15 protein-coding genes and 1 tRNA gene are annotated in these 15,451 nt (G+C 69.8%); 13 read left to right on the top strand and 3 right to left on the bottom strand.

Features of this window, described 5'->3' with window-relative positions; translation table 11 throughout:
* The first annotated feature begins 136 nt into the window (after nt 1–136).
* Both V6M51_RS20215 and V6M51_RS20210 read left to right on the top strand, forming a co-directional pair.
* Nucleotides 137–3,268: an autotransporter outer membrane beta-barrel domain-containing protein gene (locus V6M51_RS20215; protein WP_332770046.1), complete on the top strand. Its 3,132-nt coding sequence runs from the start codon at nt 137–139 to the stop codon at nt 3,266–3,268.
* 15 nt (nt 3,269–3,283) lie between these two features.
* Entirely contained in the window at nt 3,284–3,562 is a 279-nt protein-coding gene (locus V6M51_RS20210) for a hypothetical protein (protein ID WP_332770045.1), read from the top strand.
* 6 nt (nt 3,563–3,568) lie between these two features.
* Here V6M51_RS20210 and metW read toward each other — a convergent pair whose 3' ends face one another.
* Nucleotides 3,569–4,231 carry a methionine biosynthesis protein MetW gene (gene metW / locus V6M51_RS20205; RefSeq protein WP_332770044.1) on the bottom strand — a complete coding sequence of 221 codons (663 nt, stop codon included), beginning with the start codon at nt 4,229–4,231 and terminating at the stop codon, nt 3,569–3,571.
* The gene (gene metX, locus V6M51_RS20200; RefSeq protein ID WP_332770043.1) at nt 4,228–5,379 is read right to left on the bottom strand and encodes a homoserine O-acetyltransferase MetX; all 1,152 of its coding nucleotides are present in this window, start codon (nt 5,377–5,379) and stop codon (nt 4,228–4,230) included. Before metX ends, metW begins: the two co-directional genes overlap by 4 nt.
* Nucleotides 5,380–5,508: 129 nt before the next feature.
* Between metX and V6M51_RS20195 the strand changes: the two genes are divergently transcribed.
* From V6M51_RS20195 to V6M51_RS20180, 4 genes are all read left to right on the top strand, one after another.
* The gene (locus V6M51_RS20195) at nt 5,509–6,000 is read left to right on the top strand and encodes a SixA phosphatase family protein (protein WP_332770042.1); all 492 of its coding nucleotides are present in this window, start codon (nt 5,509–5,511) and stop codon (nt 5,998–6,000) included.
* 2 nt (nt 6,001–6,002) lie between these two features.
* Nucleotides 6,003–6,344 (top strand): DUF952 domain-containing protein, encoded by a 342-nt coding sequence (locus V6M51_RS20190; RefSeq protein WP_332770041.1) that lies wholly within the window; start codon nt 6,003–6,005, stop codon nt 6,342–6,344.
* The gene (locus tag V6M51_RS20185) at nt 6,341–7,381 is read left to right on the top strand and encodes a quinone-dependent dihydroorotate dehydrogenase (protein ID WP_332770040.1); all 1,041 of its coding nucleotides are present in this window, start codon (nt 6,341–6,343) and stop codon (nt 7,379–7,381) included. The genes V6M51_RS20190 and V6M51_RS20185 overlap by 4 nt, the downstream gene beginning before the upstream one ends.
* A 67-nt stretch (nt 7,382–7,448) precedes the next feature.
* A complete protein-coding gene (locus tag V6M51_RS20180; RefSeq protein ID WP_332770039.1) occupies nt 7,449–8,942 on the top strand; it encodes a sensor histidine kinase in 1,494 nt (497 codons plus the stop codon).
* On the opposite strand, the gene ggt is transcribed toward V6M51_RS20180, so the two are convergent.
* On the bottom strand, nt 8,939–10,654 hold the full coding sequence (gene ggt / locus V6M51_RS20175; RefSeq protein ID WP_442957870.1) for a gamma-glutamyltransferase: 1,716 nt from the start codon (nt 10,652–10,654) through the stop codon (nt 8,939–8,941). The genes V6M51_RS20180 and ggt overlap by 4 nt on opposite strands.
* An 81-nt stretch (nt 10,655–10,735) precedes the next feature.
* Here ggt and V6M51_RS20170 point away from each other — a divergent pair, with 81 nt between their 5' ends.
* The 7 genes from V6M51_RS20170 to V6M51_RS20140 all read left to right on the top strand — a co-directional run.
* The gene (locus V6M51_RS20170) at nt 10,736–11,773 is read left to right on the top strand and encodes a P1 family peptidase (RefSeq protein WP_332770037.1); all 1,038 of its coding nucleotides are present in this window, start codon (nt 10,736–10,738) and stop codon (nt 11,771–11,773) included.
* 82 nt (nt 11,774–11,855) lie between these two features.
* Nucleotides 11,856–11,932 (top strand) — tRNA-Arg (locus V6M51_RS20165).
* Between the two features lie 234 nt (nt 11,933–12,166).
* Nucleotides 12,167–12,523: a hypothetical protein gene (locus V6M51_RS20160; RefSeq protein ID WP_332770036.1), complete on the top strand. Its 357-nt coding sequence runs from the start codon at nt 12,167–12,169 to the stop codon at nt 12,521–12,523.
* Between the two features lie 121 nt (nt 12,524–12,644).
* The gene (locus V6M51_RS20155; protein WP_332770035.1) at nt 12,645–13,796 is read left to right on the top strand and encodes a Re/Si-specific NAD(P)(+) transhydrogenase subunit alpha; all 1,152 of its coding nucleotides are present in this window, start codon (nt 12,645–12,647) and stop codon (nt 13,794–13,796) included.
* Complete coding sequence (locus V6M51_RS20150; protein WP_332770034.1) at nt 13,793–13,996, top strand: hypothetical protein; 204 nt, start codon at nt 13,793–13,795, stop codon at nt 13,994–13,996. Before V6M51_RS20155 ends, V6M51_RS20150 begins: the two co-directional genes overlap by 4 nt.
* Nucleotides 13,996–14,316: a proton-translocating transhydrogenase family protein gene (locus V6M51_RS20145; protein WP_332770033.1), complete on the top strand. Its 321-nt coding sequence runs from the start codon at nt 13,996–13,998 to the stop codon at nt 14,314–14,316. The genes V6M51_RS20150 and V6M51_RS20145 overlap by 1 nt, the downstream gene beginning before the upstream one ends.
* A 4-nt stretch (nt 14,317–14,320) precedes the next feature.
* A partial coding sequence (locus tag V6M51_RS20140; protein WP_332770032.1) for an NAD(P)(+) transhydrogenase (Re/Si-specific) subunit beta occupies nt 14,321–15,451 on the top strand: 1,131 nt, incomplete at its 3' end.

Raw genomic sequence — 15,451 nt, 5'->3', positions numbered from 1 at the left:
CGGCCCGCTCAGCCATCTTGCAACGTCCGGGCAGGCTATGTACAGTAATTACGAAACGTATTTCTACGCCACGTATAACGCCTTGTCGTAGCCATAACATGGTTCCGGGGGCGCCCGCCACCTTCCCGGAGACTCCATGCCCCTTCGCCACGTCCTGCTCGCCGCCGCGTCTCCCCTGTGCCTGCTGGCGGGCGCGGCTCACGCCGAAACGACGATCGCCACTGAGCGGACCACCGCGATCACGACGGCTACCGCGGCAAGCGGTTCCCCCGACAGCGTCAAGGTGACGAGCGCCGGGTCCATCAAGCTCGGCTCGGGCACGGCGATCACCCTGAACAGCAACCACGCCGTCACCCACGAGGGCTCGATCGTCATCCAGAACGCTGACGACGCCACCGGCATACTGGTGCAGGGCGGAACCACCGCCGAAGTGAAGATCTCGGGCTCCATCCAGGTCGACGAGACCACGGAGATCAAGGACACCGACTCCGACGGCGACAACGACGGCCCGTTCGCCACCGGCAATCGGCGGTTCGGCGTGCGCGTCACCGGCGCGCAGCCCTTCCACGGCAGCATCGTCATGAGCGGCGGCTCCATCGCCGTGGAGGGCAATGATTCGGCGGGAATCTCGGTGGAGACCGCCATCGACGGCTCGGTGCGCACCGCGGGCGCCATCACCGTCAGCGGCGACCGGATCTACGGCGTCCACACCACCGGCACGGTGGGCGGCGACGTGGCGATCCTCTCGTCGGTCCTGGTGCAGGGCAAGGACGCCGTGGGCGTCGCGGTCGACCAGGGGGTCGGCGGCAAGCTGGTGCTGGGAAACACCATCACCGCCACCGGCTATCGCTACACCAGTCGCCCAGCCGACGCGGCCCTGGCCAAGCTGGACGCCGACGACCTGCTGATCGGCGGGCCGGCGGTGCGGGTGCGCGGCGATGTGTTCGGCGGCATCGTGGTCGATGCGCCCCCGGCGGACCTGGACACCAACGACACCGATGAGGATGACGACGGGATCGCCGACGCCTCGGAGACCACGGGCACGATCAGCTCGATCGGCACGGCCCCGGCGATCCTGGCCGGCGACGTCGCCGGCCACGACATCCGCCTGGGTCTGGGCGGGACGGGCGTCAACGCCTACGGCCTCAACATCAAGGGCACGGTGCAGAGTGCAGGCGTCTATGACGGCGCGGCCTCCACGGCGATCCAGCTCGGCGGCCTGGGCGGCAAGGTCACCATCGACGGCGGCGTTCGGGTCTCGGGCTCGGTGACCGCAGCCACCGCCAAGGCCAACGCGACGGCCCTGCGCCTGGGCGCCGGCGCGACCACGCCGCTGATCCGCAACGAGGGCGGGACGATCAAGGCCACGGCCAGCGCGACCGACGCCGCCGACGTCCGCGCCATCCAGATCGACGCCGGCGCATCGGCTGGCTATCTCGGCAATTCGGGCACGATCGCCGCGGCGATCACCGGGACCAAGGGGGCGGCCACGGCGGTCCTAGACTCGGCCGGCTCCCTGCGGCTGATCGAGAACATCCACACCATCTCCGCGACCATCACCCCCACCGACACCGCGGCGGTGACCGGCAGCACGACAGCCCTGGACCTGCGGGCCAATACGGCGGGCGTCACGGTGCGCCAGGGCGCCAACGCCACGACCACGATCACCCCCACCATCACCGGCGACGTGCTGTTCGGCTCGGGCGCGGCTCGGCTGGAGCTGCTGGCCGGGGTGTTGAACGGCAAGGTGGCTTTCGGCTCGGGCGCCGACACCCTGGTGATCGACGGCGGGGCCAAGATGACGGGCGCCCTGACCGACGCCGGCGGCGGCCTGACCATGAATATCGTCAAGGGCCGGCTGACCGCCACCAACACCGACACCCTGAACCTCACCAGCCTGAGCCTGGGCGCCGCCGGCGAACTGGTGCTGACCGCCGATCCGGTGGGCGGCAAGTCGACCACGCTCAACGTGTCGGGGGCGGCCAATGTGGCCACCGGCGCCAAGCTCGGCCTGCGGTTCGCCACCAAGCTGACCGCGCCCGCCAGCTTCACGCTGATCAAGGCCGGCGCGCTCACCACGGGAACCCTGGATCAGAGCCTGCTCGGCTCCACGCCCTGGCTCTACAAGACCGACCTGCGGGTCGATGCGGCCCAGAACACCATCTTCGCCGACGTTCGCCGCCGCACGGCGACCGAGGCCGGGCTGAACGCGGCGGAGGCTTCGGCCTATGAGGCGGTGTTCGCCAATTTCGACCGTGACACGGGCGTCCGCGACGCCCTGCTGGCCAAGACCGACGAAGGGACGTTCGCCGGCCTCTACGACCAGTTCCTGCCCGACTATTCCGGCGGCCTGTTCAATGTGCTGTCGACCGCCTCCGACGCCGCCAACCGGGCGATCGAGGAAGAGCAGCCGATGATGTCGCGCGACGGCCTGCGGCTGTGGACCCAGGAGATCGCCTTCCTGGTCAAGCGCGACGTCGATCGCACCTCCAGCTACGAGGCCGACGGCTTCGGCCTGGCCGGCGGGATCGAGGCGCCCGACACCACGGTCGGGACCCTTGGCCTGATGACCAGCTTCGTGAATGTCGATGTCGAGGATGAGGGTTCCAACACCGCCGAGACCCTGGGCGGCCAGGTCTATTCTGCCGGGGTCTATTGGCGCGACACGGCGGGCGGCCTGACGGCCAACCTGGGCGCGACCGGCGGCTATGCCCGGCTGAAGAGCAAGCGGGTGCTGTCCGACGCGGCCTCCAGCCTGTCACGGACCACGGAGTCCGACTGGAACGGCGCGACCTTCGCGGTCCACGCCAACGCCAGCTACCTGTTCGAGGCCGGCGCCTTCTTCGCCAAGCCCCAGGTCAGCGCCGACTACTTCCTGCTGAAGGAAGACAGCCGCACCGAAAGCGGCGGCGGCGCGGCGATGGATCTGGCCATCGACAAACGTTCGAGTTCACAGCTTGGCGCCTTTGCGGGCGTCACCTTCGGGGCGCGTCTGGGCGAGGAGAGCGCCTTCGTCTGGGTCCCGGAAGTGACGGCTGGCTGGCGCCAGGTCTCCGGCGACGGGGTGGATGTCACGACCGCCCGCTTCGTCGCCGGAGGCCCCTCCTTCAGTCTCGCCGCGCCGGAACTTTCCGGCGGCGGACCGGTTCTGCGCTTGGCCCTTCGCGGCCAGGCCGAATATTTCGACTTCGCGGTCGAGGCCGGGGGCGAATTGCGAGACGATTACGAAGCTTATGACGGCCGCGTGGTCGCCAGATTCCTATTCTAGTATAAGGACTTGGATATGACGCTCTTGGTCGGGGGACTCTTGGCGGTGGCCGCGGTGCTGGTGAGCCTCGCGAGACGGACCGCGGGACGCCCCCCGCTCTGGCGTTCGAAAGTCGCCTTCGTCGGGGCCTGCGGCTGTTTGTCGCTGGCCGTCCTGCTGGTGATCGCCGACCCGATGGCCCTGGTCGAGACCCCGGTGCTGTTCGTGGCCGCCTACTGCCTGTTCGAGGGCGGCATGGCCCTGATCAGCCTGCGCGCCGCGTCCGGCCGCCCCGCGCCGGCCTGGCTGCTCTAGCCTCGTCTAGCCGAACAGATCCGATTTCGCCGGCCGAGCCGGCGCGGGCTCCGGCTCGGCCTTGCGGCTGAGCAGGAAGAGGGCGGTCTCGGCCCGCCAGTTCTCGATGGGCCGCGCGGCGTCGATCTGGCGGGGCGGCTTGCCCGGCGCCAAGGACACGCAGGCGTCGATCCGCAGATTGAGGTCCGCGCACAGCGAGGTGAAGTCGCGCAGGGTGCAGAGGTGGATGTTCGGGGTCGACCACCAGGGCTCGGGCAGGGCCTTGGTCTCCGGCATCCGCCCCGTGGTGATCAGGGCCATCCGCACCCGCCAGTGGCCGAAGTTCGGCACCGAGACCACCGCCCGCTCGGCGATCCGCAGCAGCTCGGAGAGCACGTGCTTGGGATCGCGGACCTGCTGCAGGGTCTTGGACAGGATGGCGTAGTCGAAGGCCTTGGTCGGGAAGTGGTCGAGGTCGCGGTCGGCGTCGCCCTGTACGACCGCCAAGCCGCGCGCCAGGCAGGCGCCGACGCCCTCGGACGACAGCTCCAGCCCCTGGCCGTCGACGTTCTTCTCACGGGTCAGCAGCTCCAGCAGCTCGCCCTCGCCGCAGCCCACGTCCAGCACCCGGGCGTCGGGGCGCACCAGCCGCAGGATTTCGCGGAAGTCGTCGCGCAAGGGACCGCTCACGCCAGGCCCCGCTTCTCGGCGTTGGAGTCCAGGAAACCGCGCAGGGCCGAATCCAGGGCCGGTTCGTCGAGGAAGAAGGCGTCGTGGCCCTTGTCGGTCTCGATCTCGGCGAAGCTCGCCCGGCAGCCGGCGGCGTTCAGGGCGCGGACGATGTCGCGGCTCTCGGCGGTGGAATAGAGCCAGTCCGAGGAGAACGACAGCACGCAGAACCGCACGGCGCGGGCCCGGCGGAAGGCCTCGGCCAGCACGCCGCCGTGGTTCCCGGCCAGGTCGAAATAGTCCAGCGCCCGGGTGATGTAGAGATAGGAGTTGGCGTCGAAGCGGTCGACGAAGCTGGCCCCCTGATGGCGCAGGTAGCTCTCCACCTGGAAGTCGGCGTCGAAGCCCCAGGAGAGGCCGTCGCGCTGCAGCTCGCGGCCGAACTTCCGTTGCAGGGCGGTCTCCGAGAGATAGGTGATGTGGGCGGCCATGCGGGCCACGGCCAAGCCCTTCTCCGGGCGCACGCCCTCGACCTGGTAGGAACCGCCGCGCCAGTCGGGATCAGCCATGATCGCCTGGCGGCCGACCTCATGAAAGGCGATGTTCTGGGCCGAATGGCGCGCGGCCGCGGCGATGCAGATGGCCGAATAGAGCCGGTCCGGATAGTCCGCCGCCCATTGCAGGACCTGCATCCCGCCCATGGAGCCGCCGACCACCGCGAACAGGGTCTCAATGCCCAGCGCCTCCACCAGCATGGCCTGGGCGCGGACCATGTCGGCGATGGTGATCATCGGGAAGGTCAGGGCATAGGGCTTGCCGGTGGTGGGATCGATGGAGCCGGGCCCCGTCGAGCCCATGCAGCCGCCCACCACATTGGTGCTGATGATGAAATAGCGCTCCGGGTCGAGCGGCAGGCCGCGGCCGATCACTCGATCCCACCAGCCCGGCTTGCCCGTCACCGGATGGACCGAGGCCGCGTGCTGGTCGCCGGTGAGCGCGTGGCAGACCAGGACGGCGTTGGACTTGTCGGCGTTCAGGACGCCGTAGGTCTTGTAGCCGATCTCCAGCGGGGTCAGCAGGGCGCCGCTGTCCAGGCGCAACGGCTTGTCGGCGGGAAAACGGTGCGTCCCGCCGCCGGTCTCACCTGTCGGGATCGCAACAGCGGTCATCGGGGCCTTGAAGACCGTTTCGCTCAATCGCTGTCAACCGCTTCGCGTCGGGCGAAGACGCCGCTATGAGACTTTTGTGGGCGACGCGTCTGGGGGCGTTCGCAAGTAGGGGGGCGCGGCGAAGCGTTCATGGACCGGCTTATCCTCTTGCGGCACGGCAAGGCCGAGCGCGACTCCGCGAGCGGCGACGACTTCGACCGCCGGCTCGACGATCGCGGCGCCGTCGAATCGGCCGCCATGGCCGAGCGCCTGGCGGACCTCGGCCTGGTCCCGGACCTGGTGCTGGTCTCGCCCTCGGCGCGGACCCGGGAAACCTGGACCGCGGCCGCGCCCGCCTTCCCCAGGGCCGCCTTCCGGGTGGAGCGCTCGCTCTATCACGCCGAGGAATCCACCGTTCGGGAGCTGGCCGAGGCGGCGGGCGAGACCTCGGGCACGGTGATGATCGTCGGCCACAATCCGGGCCTGCAGGACCTGGTCATCCGCCTTCTGGCCGAAGGCTCGGCGCCCCAGACCCTGATCGCCCGCGCCCATGGCGCCTTCCCACCCTCGGCGGCGGCGGTGTTCCTGTTCGATGCGGTGGGCCGCCCGTCCTATGACGGCCTCTTCTTCCCCAAGGACTGAGCGTGGGCCGAATCTACAAGATCCTGACCCGCGCCGAGTGGGCGGAGGCCGAGGCGACGGGCCTGTTCGCGGGCTCGGCGGTCGATCTGGCCGATGGCTTCATCCACTTCTCCACGGGCGTCCAGGCGGCGGAGACCGCCCGGCGCTATTTCGCCGGCCAGCCCGACCTCGTGGTCCTGGAACTCGAGGCCGACGACCTGGGCGAGGCCCTGCGCTGGGAGCCCTCCCGCGGCGGCGACCTTTTTCCCCATCTCTATAGCTCCCTGGCCGTCTCGCGGGTCCTGGCCGTGACTGAGGCGCCGCTGGACGCCGACGGGCTTCCGACGCTGGGAGTCCTGGCGTGATCCTTCACGACGTCGCCGCCCGCGTTCTGCACGTGCTCGATCCCGAGGACGCCCACGGCCTCACCATCCGCGCCCTGCAGGCGGGGCTGGGTCCCCGCGCCGGCCGCGACGATCCGATCCTGGCGACTGAGGTCGCCGGGCTCGCCCTACCCAACTGCATCGGCCTGGCGCCCGGCTTCGACAAGAACGCCCAGGTGTTCGGTCCCATGCTGCGGGCCGGCTTCGGTTTCGTGGAGTGCGGCACGGTCACCCCGCTTCCCCAGGCCGGCAATCCGCGTCCGCGCCTGTTCCGGCTCAGCGAAGACCGGGCGGTGATCAATCGCATGGGCTTCAACAACCAGGGGCTGGAGCCCTTCGCCGCGCGCCTGGCGCGACGCGGACCGGGCATTGTCGGCGCCAATATCGGGGCCAATAAGGACGCCGAGGACCGCATCGGCGACTATGTCACCGGCTTGACGCGGCTCTGGGGCCTGGCCTCCTATTTCACCATCAACATCTCCTCGCCCAACACGCCGGGCCTGCGCGCCCTGCAGACCAAGGCGGCGCTGGAGGAGCTGCTGGGCCGCCTCGCCGCCACCCGCGACAGCCTGCCGGCTGAAGGCCTTGTCCCGATGTTCCTGAAGGTCGCGCCCGATCTCGAGGACGGCGAGGTCGAGGCCATCGTCGAGACCGTGGTCGCCAACGGCCTGGCGGGGATCATCGTCTCCAACACCACCATCACCCGGCCGCCGCTCGCCTCGCGCCACGCCGGGGAGGCGGGGGGGCTCTCGGGCGCGCCGTTGACGGACCTTTCGACGCACATGCTGGCGCGGTTCCGGCAGGCCGCCGCAGGCCGCCTCGCCTTGATCGGAGCCGGGGGAATCGGCTCGGGGGTCGACGCCTACGCCAGGATCCGGGCAGGCGCCCAGGCGGTGCAGCTCTATTCCGCGATGGTGTTCGAGGGGCCGGGCCTGGTCACGCGGATCAAGCGCGATCTGGCCGCGCGCCTGCGCGCCGACGGCTACGCATCGGTCGCCCAAGCGGTCGGCGCCGGTTAAGCTTCGCTCCCGCGCCGGGCGCGTTTCGTTGCCGAACCGTTCTCAGTGAAGTAACGGGGGAGTCGTCATGGCGGACGCCCCCATTCCCCAGCCGCCCATCAGGTCGCCCGGGCGCCGCTTCTTCTGGCCGGGCGGACTCTCGGCGCGTCTGCTGATCCTCACCATCCTGTTCGTGGCGGGCGCCGGCGCCATGGCCGTGCCCCCGGCCCTGGCGGCGTTCGAGGAGCAGTGGCTGCTGGACCGGGTCCGGGCCGCCGAACTGGCCTCCCTGGCCACCGATGTCGACCCCGACCAGGTGATGAGCGAGGCCCTGGCTTCCAAGCTGCGCGCGGGCGCAGGTGTGCAGACCGTCGCCATCCTCGACAATGACGGCAACCGCTTCCTGAAGGTGCCGGGACCGCGCCTGGCGCGCACGCCCTACCTCGTGGACCTGCGCGACCGGGCGCTGGGGTCCTGGTTGTCGGCGCCGTTCCAGACCCTGTCCGGCGGCGGCGAGGGCCGCATGGTCCGGGTGATCGCCGAGCCGCGCTTCTACGACGCCCAGTTCATCGAGGTGGTCGCCCCGGACGCGGCCCTGAAGGCCGAGCTGAAGCGCTATCTGTGGCGGCTGCTGGCGGTCATGGCCTTCGTCTCGGCCTTCGCCGGCGGCCTGGTCTATCTGTCGCTGAACTTCTTCCTGGTGCGGCCCATGCAGCGGATCACCCGCTCGATGGAGCGCTTCGCCGCCGATCCCGAGGACGCCGCGGCCCGCATCGCGCCCTCCGGTCGCCGCGACGAGATCGGCCGCGCCGAGGTGGAGCTGGGCCGGATGCAGGGTGAACTGCACACGGCGCTGGCCTCCCGCGCCCGGCTGGCGGCCCTGGGCGAGGCGGTGGCCAAGATCAACCACGATCTGCGCAACATGCTGACCAGCGCTCAGATCGCGTCCGAGCGGCTGGCGGCGCTGAAGGACCCCAAGGTCACCCAAGCCCTGCCGCGCCTGGAACGGGCGCTGGACCGCGCCGTGACCCTGGCCTCCGACGTGCTCACCTACGGCAAGACCCAGGAAGCCGCGCCCGACGCCCGGCCCATGCTGCTGGCGCCGGCCCTGGAGATCGCCGCCGAGGAGGCGCGGTTTTCCGAGCGGATGCGGCTGGTCACGGGGGTCGATCCCGCCGATCAGGTTGTCGCCGATCCTGACCAGCTGCACCGGATCCTGGTCAACCTGCTGCGTAACGCCCGAGAAGCCGTCGAGCAGCAGGAAGGCCGCACGGCGCCCGGCCAGGTGCAGGTCTCCCTGGCGCAGGAGGACGGGGCGAGCCTGATCTCCTTGGCCGACAACGGGCCCGGCGTCTCGGAACGCGCCCGCGAGCGATTGTTCCAACCCTTCGCCGGCTCGACCCGGGCGGGCGGGGCGGGCCTCGGGCTCGCCATCGCCCGGGAGTTGGCGGTCGGCCACGGCGGAGACCTCTCCCTGGCCCAGACGGGGCCGGAGGGCTCAGTGTTCGAACTGCGCCTGCCGGGCGCCCCGCCGCGCCTGGCGGCCGCCAAGAGGCGCCGCGCGCCGAGCTCTGAAGTCTAGAACCCCTTGGCCACGCCCTCGCGGCGGGGATCGGCGGCGCCTTCCAGGCCGTTCGGTGTCATCACCACCCCGTGCAGGCCCGAGCCCTCGCCGCCGAAGCCGGTGAACTTCACGCCCTTGGCCGCCAGGGCTTCGACCACGCCCGGCGCGTACTTGGCGGGCTCCGAGGCGTAGCTGTCGCCGCGGGCGATCAGGTTGGGCAGGTCGAAGGCCGCCTGGATCGGCATCTTCCAGTCCAGAACGCCCACCAGGGCCTTCAGATTGTAGGCCAGGATCGAGTTGCCGCCCGGCGAGCCGATGGCCGCCACGAAGCGCCCCTGACGATCCAGGACCACGGTTGGCGCCATGGACGAGCGCGGTCGCTTGCCCGCCGCCACGGCGTTGGCCGCCGGGGTCTTGTCGGGGTTGGCCGGCGAGAACGAGAAGTCGGTGAGCTGGTTGTTGAGGAAGAAGCCGCCGACCATCCGCCCCGTGCCGAAGATGCTCTCCACCGTGGTGGTCATGGAGACGACGTTGCCGGCCGCGTCGACGATCACGAAATGCGAGGTGCCGGCCGGCTCGCGGGTGGCGTCGGGCGCGCGCACGCCCGCGCCGCGCGGCTTGCCGGGGGCCGGGGCGGGCCCGGCCGTCTCGCCGATCAGCTTGGCGCGGTCGCTCACATAGCCAGGCTCCAGCAGGCCCTCCAGGGGAACCTCGACGAAAGCGGGATCGCCGAAATAGCGATCACGGTCGGCGTACATCAGCCGGCTGGCCTGGGCCAACAGATACCAGGCCTGGGGATCGGTCGGGCCGCGCGAGGCGATGTCGGTTCGTTCCAGGATGCCGAGCGCCTCCAGCAGCGCCGCCCCGCTGGACGGCGGCGCGGGCACGCAGACCACGTAGACGCGGTAGGGGCGGCAGACGGCGGGATCGGTCTCGGGCCTATAGGTCTTGAGATCGGTGAGGCTGAGCGTCCCCGGTCGCGGGCCCTCGGCCACCTTGGCGACGATGGCCTCGGCGATCGAGCCCTCCAGGATGGCCTTCGGGCCTTCGGCGGCGATCCTGCGCACCGTGTCGGCGTAGGCCGGGTTCTTCAGGACGTCGCCGGCCTTGTATTTCTCGCCGTCGGACTTGCTGAAATAGGCCTTGGCGTCGGGGGTCGTGGTCTGGGGGAAGGGGCCCGCGATCATGCCGGCCAGGCGGGGGCTGACCACGAAGCCCTGGTCGGCCAGGCGCTCGGCGTCGGCGAACAGTTGGTTCCAGGCCAGCTTGCCGTGCGCCGACTGGGCCATGGCCAGCATCGCCACCGCGCCCGGCGTACCGGTCGCCCGACCGGAGATCACCGCGTCACGGAAGCCGATCGGCTTGCCCGCATCGTCCAGGAACAGCTCGGGCGTTGCCCCGGCCGGGGCGGTCTCGCGGCCGTTGAAGGCCGTCACCTTGCGGGTCCTGGCGTCGTAGTAGGTGAGGAATGCGCCGCCCCCCAGGCCCGAGCTCTGCGGCTCCACCAGGCCCAGCACCGCCTGGACGGCCACCGCGGCGTCCACCGCCGAGCCGCCCTGGCGTAGCACGTTCAGTCCGGCTTCGACCGCGTGTGGATTGGCCGCGGCGACCATGACCTTGGGGCCGGTCGCGGGCGTGGCGGCTTGCTGGGGAATGGCGGCGCAGGCCGACACCGACAGGGCGAGCGCCAGGCCGGCGAGACGATTGAGCTGAAACACGAAGGACCACATGCAAAGGCGGGGGGAGGAAAGCGACACCATAGACGTCGGCGCGCGTGGACAACAAACGCCAAGCCGTGCTTTCGGTTCTTCATGAGCGAAACAGCCGCCGCAGCCCCCGGATCGCGCAACCTGATCACCGATGTGGCGGGTTTGAGGGTCGGCCAGGCCCATGACGCCGCCGTCCGCACCGGGGTCAGCGTCATCCTGCCCGACGACCGCGCCGTGACCGCCTGCGACGTGCGCGGCGGCGGGCCGGGCACGCGGGAGACCGACGCGCTCAACCCTGAGAACCTTGTCGAGGCCGTCGACGCTATCGTGCTGTCGGGAGGCTCGGTCTATGGCCTGGCCGCCGCCGACGGGGTGGCCGCCTGGCTGGGAGCCCAGGGCCGCGGCTATGGGCTGGTGGTCCGGCCAGACGTGCCGAAGTCGCCGGTCGTTCCCGCGGCCATCCTCTATGACCTGACCAATGGCGGCGACAAGGCCTGGAGCGAGGACCCGCCCTATCGCCGGTTGGGCCGCGAGGCGGTGGTGAGCGCCGGCCTCGACTTCGACCTCGGCACGACCGGGGCGGGCTACGGCGCCATGGCCGGCGGTCTGAAGGGCGGGACCGGCTCGGCCTCGCTGATCGCCGCCGACGGGATCACGGTGGGCGCCCTGGTCGCCGTCAATTCGTTCGGCTCCGTGGTCGCCCCGGGCGGGCGGACATTCTGGGCCGCGCCCTATGAGATCGGCGAGGAGTTCGGCGGCCTTGGACCCGCGGGTCTGCGCGCCGCGCCCGACGACTGGGGCCTGGCCAAGGCCGACCCCGGCGCGCGGATGAACACCACCATCGCCTGCGTCGCCACCGACGTGGCGCTCACCCCCGCCCAGGCCAAGCGGGTGGCGGTCATGGCCCAGGACGGCCTGGCCCGGGCCATCCGTCCCATCCACGCCCCCTTCGACGGCGACGTGGTCTTCGCGCTCTCGACGGCGCGTCGCCCCCTGCCGCAGGACGCCGACTTCGCCATCGCCCGCATCGGCGCCCTCGCCGCCGACGCCCTGGCCCGGGCCGTGGCGAGGGCCGTCTACGCCGCCACGCCCTGGCCTGGAACCGAGGTCCCGACCTGGCGCGACCTGCCGTCAAAGTGACCTCTGAAATTTCCCATCGTCCCTGGCTTGCGCTTCGCCGCCGCCCGGACTAGGTTCCGCGCCCTCGCCGCAAGGCAGGTGCGCGCCCGTAGCTCAGCTGGATAGAGCATCAGACTACGAATCTGAGGGTCGGACGTTCGAATCGTTCCGGGCGCGCCAATTTCTTCAATAAAAACAGTGGTCTGCAGGCTGTTCCGGGGGCCGCCCCGACCTAGAATTGCAGTTAGGTCGGGGTTTAGGTCGGGGGTTTTGGGCTCCTAGCGCTACAGCTAAGGCCGTCTGAATTCAGCCAATCGAGGCGTTTTCGGGCGTAGTTGCGCCTCTGCGAAGGCAAAGGTCACATGTCCGAATCGTGTCGGATGCGCCAATTGCCTCAATAATATCAATGGATTGTTGGGATTTCTGGCCCTGCCGGGGAGTAGCTGGCCGCAGCTCTGCACCCATATCGCAACCACGCGGCTGCCACGCGCCCTGATCGGCGGCTCAGGCGTCGCTGGAGAAAAAATCGAAACCGCGGATTGGCCGACCGCCCCGGCAGCGAGTTGGCTTCATGCCCCCACGCTCGCGACCGCGGTGCACTCGGTGCTCGTAGACGGCCTGTATGGGCTCCTCAGGCAAGATCGCCGAATCGAAACCTGGCTCGCCGACACCGTCCATCGCGGCCGCTTTGCGCCCGGCGGGCTTCGTCGCACCGCAGCGGGTGTCGAGGCCGCGAGCTGCGATAGCCAGAACCAATCGACGGTGTCGTGACTGCCTTCAATTAATTGAACTTGCCATGTGATTTCGATTAAATATGATCTCCGGCCTTGAGGCGGCGCGGCCCGCATTGGCCTACGCAGCAGGGAGCTGAGGTCCGGGAGCCGAGTTGAGAATGAAACCAGTGCACAGGGCTCCAACGATAGCCGTCACCAAGGAACGCCGCGCCGCCGAGACGCGCGTGGCCGCCACTCCGGAGACGGTGAAGAAGCTGATCGCCAGCGGGTTTTCCGTGGTGGTCGAGGCCGGGTCTGGAACGACCGCCTCTTTCCAGGACGCCGACTACGCCGCCGCCGGCGCGACGCTCGCCAAGACCGCCAAGGAGGCGATCGGCAAGGCCGACATCCTGTTCAAGGTCCGCGCGCCGGTCGATGAGGAGATCGCCGCGCTGAAGGCCGGCGCCATCGTCGTCGCCACTCTCAATCCGCACCAGGACAAGGACGCTCTGCAGGCGCTGGCGGCAAAGAACGCCACGGCCTTCGCCATGGAGTTCGTGCCGCGGATCACCCGGGCCCAGGTGATGGACGTCTTGTCCTCCCAGGCCAACCTGGCCGGCTACCGCGCCGTGATCGAGGCCGCCGAGGCCTATGGCAAGGCCATCCCGATGATGATGACCGCCGCGGGCACCGTGGCCGCGGCCAAGGTGTTCATCATGGGGGTCGGCGTCGCGGGCCTGCAGGCGATCGCCACCGCCCGGCGTCTCGGCGCGGTGGTCACCGCCACGGACGTTAGGCCCGCCACCAAGGAACAGGTCGAGAGCCTGGGCGCCAAATTTCTCGCCGTAGAAGACGAGGAGTTCAAGAACGCCCAGACCGCCGGCGGCTACGCCAAGGAGATGAGCCCCGAGTACCAGGCCAAGCAGGCCGAACTGGTCTCGAGCCACATCGCAAAGCAGGACATCGTCATCACCACGGCCCTCATCCCCGGCCGCCCGGCGCCCAAGCTGGTCAGCGCCGAGCAGGTGGCGACCATGAAGCCCGGCTCGATCCTGGTCGACCTGGCCGTCGAGCAGGGCGGCAACGTGGTCGGCGCCAAGCTGGGCGAGGTGGCGGTCACCGCCAACGGGGCGAAGATCCTCGGCATTCCCAACCTGCCGGGCCGCGTGGCCGCCGACGCCTCGGCGCTCTACGCCCGCAACCTGATGGCCTTCGCCGGCCTCTTCCTCGACAAGGACGGCGCCTTCGCCCCCGACTACGAGGACGAGATCCTCAAGGCCGCCCTCGTCACCCAGGGCGGCAAGATCACGCGACCTGAGCTCACATCATGAATGTCATCGTCTTTCCCCTTCACCGCGTCAGGCGCCCGCAGGTCACGGAGCCCGTCGAGGCGCCCAAGACCCGTTGGCGCGATCGGTTCTTCCAAGCCATGCCCCTCATAGCGGCGAACATGGCTTGCTGCCTGCCCATGCCCATGACCGCCGACATGTCTGAGGTGATCGGCAGGCAATATCAGAAGGCGATCAAGTGATGGACACCGTCGATCCCACCGTCTTCCGCCTGGCGATCTTCGTCCTGGCGATCTTCGTCGGCTACTACGTGGTCTGGAGCGTGACGCCGGCCCTGCACACGCCGCTGATGGCGGTGACCAACGCCATCTCCTCGGTGATCATCGTCGGCGCCCTGCTGGCCGCCGCCGCCCACAGCCCCGACGGCGGGGCGCTCACCGGCAGCATCATGATCTCCAAGGGCGCCGGCGCAGTCGCCGCGGCCTTCGCCGCGGTGAACATCTTCGGCGGCTTCCTCGTCGTCCGGCGCATGCTGGCCATGTACAAGAAGAAGGCGAAATAGGCCCATGAACGCCAATATCGCGGCCATCGCCTATATCGTCTCGGGCATCCTGTTCATCCTGGCCCTGCGGGGCCTCTCCAGCCCCACCACCAGCCAGGCGGGCAACCGCAACGGCATGATCGGCATGGCCATCGCCGTCGGCACGGCGATGCTGACCCTGTGGGGCCAAGGCGCTCTGGACACCCTCACCCTCGGCCTGATCCTGGGCGGGGTGGCCATCGGCGGCACGGTCGGCGCGGTGATCGCCCGCAAGGTGGCCATGACCTCCATGCCGCAGCTGGTCGCGGCCTTCCACAGCCTAGTGGGCATGGCCGCCTGCCTGGTGGCCGTGGCCGCCATCTACACGCCCGCCGCCTACGGCATCATGGGCGAGGATGGGACCGTCCACCTCAACTCGCTGATCGAGCTCAGCCTAGGCCTGGCCATCGGGGCGGTGACCTTCACCGGCTCGGTGATCGCCTTCGCCAAGCTGAACGGCAACATGAGCGGCGCGCCCATCCTGCTGCCCGCCCGCCACCTGCTGAACATCGTCATCGCCCTGGCCATCGTCGCTCTGATCGTGGTGCTGGTGATGAGCGGCGGCCAGGCGATCTGGGCCTTCTGGGGCATCTTCGCGCTCGCTCTGCTGGTCGGGATCACCCTGATCATCCCCATCGGCGGCGCCGACATGCCCGTCGTGGTGTCCATGCTGAACTCCTACTCCGGCTGGGCCGCGGCGGCCCTGGGCTTCACGCTGGAGAACGTGACGCTGATCATCACCGGGGCGCTGGTCGGCTCGTCGGGCGCGATCCTCAGCTACATCATGTGCAAGGCCATGAACCGCAGCTTCGTCTCGGTGATCCTGGGCGGCTTCGGGGCCGACGACAGCGCCGCGGCCAGCGACGCCAAGGTCGAGACCCGGCCGGTGAAGCGGGGCTCCGCCGAGGACGCGGCCTTCATCATGAAGAACGCCAGCAAGGTGATCATCGTCCCGGGCTACGGCATGGCCGTCTCCCAGGCTCAGCATGCGCTACGCGAAATGGCCGACAAGCTGAAGGAGGAGGGCGTGGAGGTGAAGTACGCCATCCACCCCGTCGCCGGCCGGATGCCGGGCCACATGAACGTGCTGCTGGCCGAGGCCAACGTCCCCTATGAC

Source organism: Phenylobacterium sp. (genome assembly GCF_036677185.1).
In the GTDB taxonomy this organism is placed as follows: domain Bacteria; phylum Pseudomonadota; class Alphaproteobacteria; order Caulobacterales; family Caulobacteraceae; genus Phenylobacterium.
The sequence above is the reverse complement of the archived record's forward strand: the minus strand, read 5'-3'. Positions and strand labels throughout refer to the sequence as shown.

Bases quoted from the DNA above. Each gene is read 5' to 3' on its own strand.
- V6M51_RS20150 (WP_332770034.1), top strand. From the start codon at position 13,793: ATGAATGTCATCGTCTTTCCCCTTCACCGCGTCAGGCGCCCGCAGGTC.
- ggt (WP_442957870.1), bottom strand. From the start codon at position 10,654: ATGTGGTCCTTCGTGTTTCAGCTCAATCGTCTCGCCGGCCTGGCGCTC.
- metX (WP_332770043.1), bottom strand. From the start codon at position 5,379: ATGACCGCTGTTGCGATCCCGACAGGTGAGACCGGCGGCGGGACGCAC.
- V6M51_RS20215 (WP_332770046.1), top strand. From the start codon at position 137: ATGCCCCTTCGCCACGTCCTGCTCGCCGCCGCGTCTCCCCTGTGCCTG.
- V6M51_RS20170 (WP_332770037.1), top strand. From the start codon at position 10,736: ATGAGCGAAACAGCCGCCGCAGCCCCCGGATCGCGCAACCTGATCACC.
- V6M51_RS20180 (WP_332770039.1), top strand. From the start codon at position 7,449: ATGGCGGACGCCCCCATTCCCCAGCCGCCCATCAGGTCGCCCGGGCGC.
- V6M51_RS20210 (WP_332770045.1), top strand. From the start codon at position 3,284: ATGACGCTCTTGGTCGGGGGACTCTTGGCGGTGGCCGCGGTGCTGGTG.
- V6M51_RS20155 (WP_332770035.1), top strand. From the start codon at position 12,645: ATGAAACCAGTGCACAGGGCTCCAACGATAGCCGTCACCAAGGAACGC.
- V6M51_RS20145 (WP_332770033.1), top strand. From the start codon at position 13,996: ATGGACACCGTCGATCCCACCGTCTTCCGCCTGGCGATCTTCGTCCTG.
- V6M51_RS20195 (WP_332770042.1), top strand. From the start codon at position 5,509: ATGGACCGGCTTATCCTCTTGCGGCACGGCAAGGCCGAGCGCGACTCC.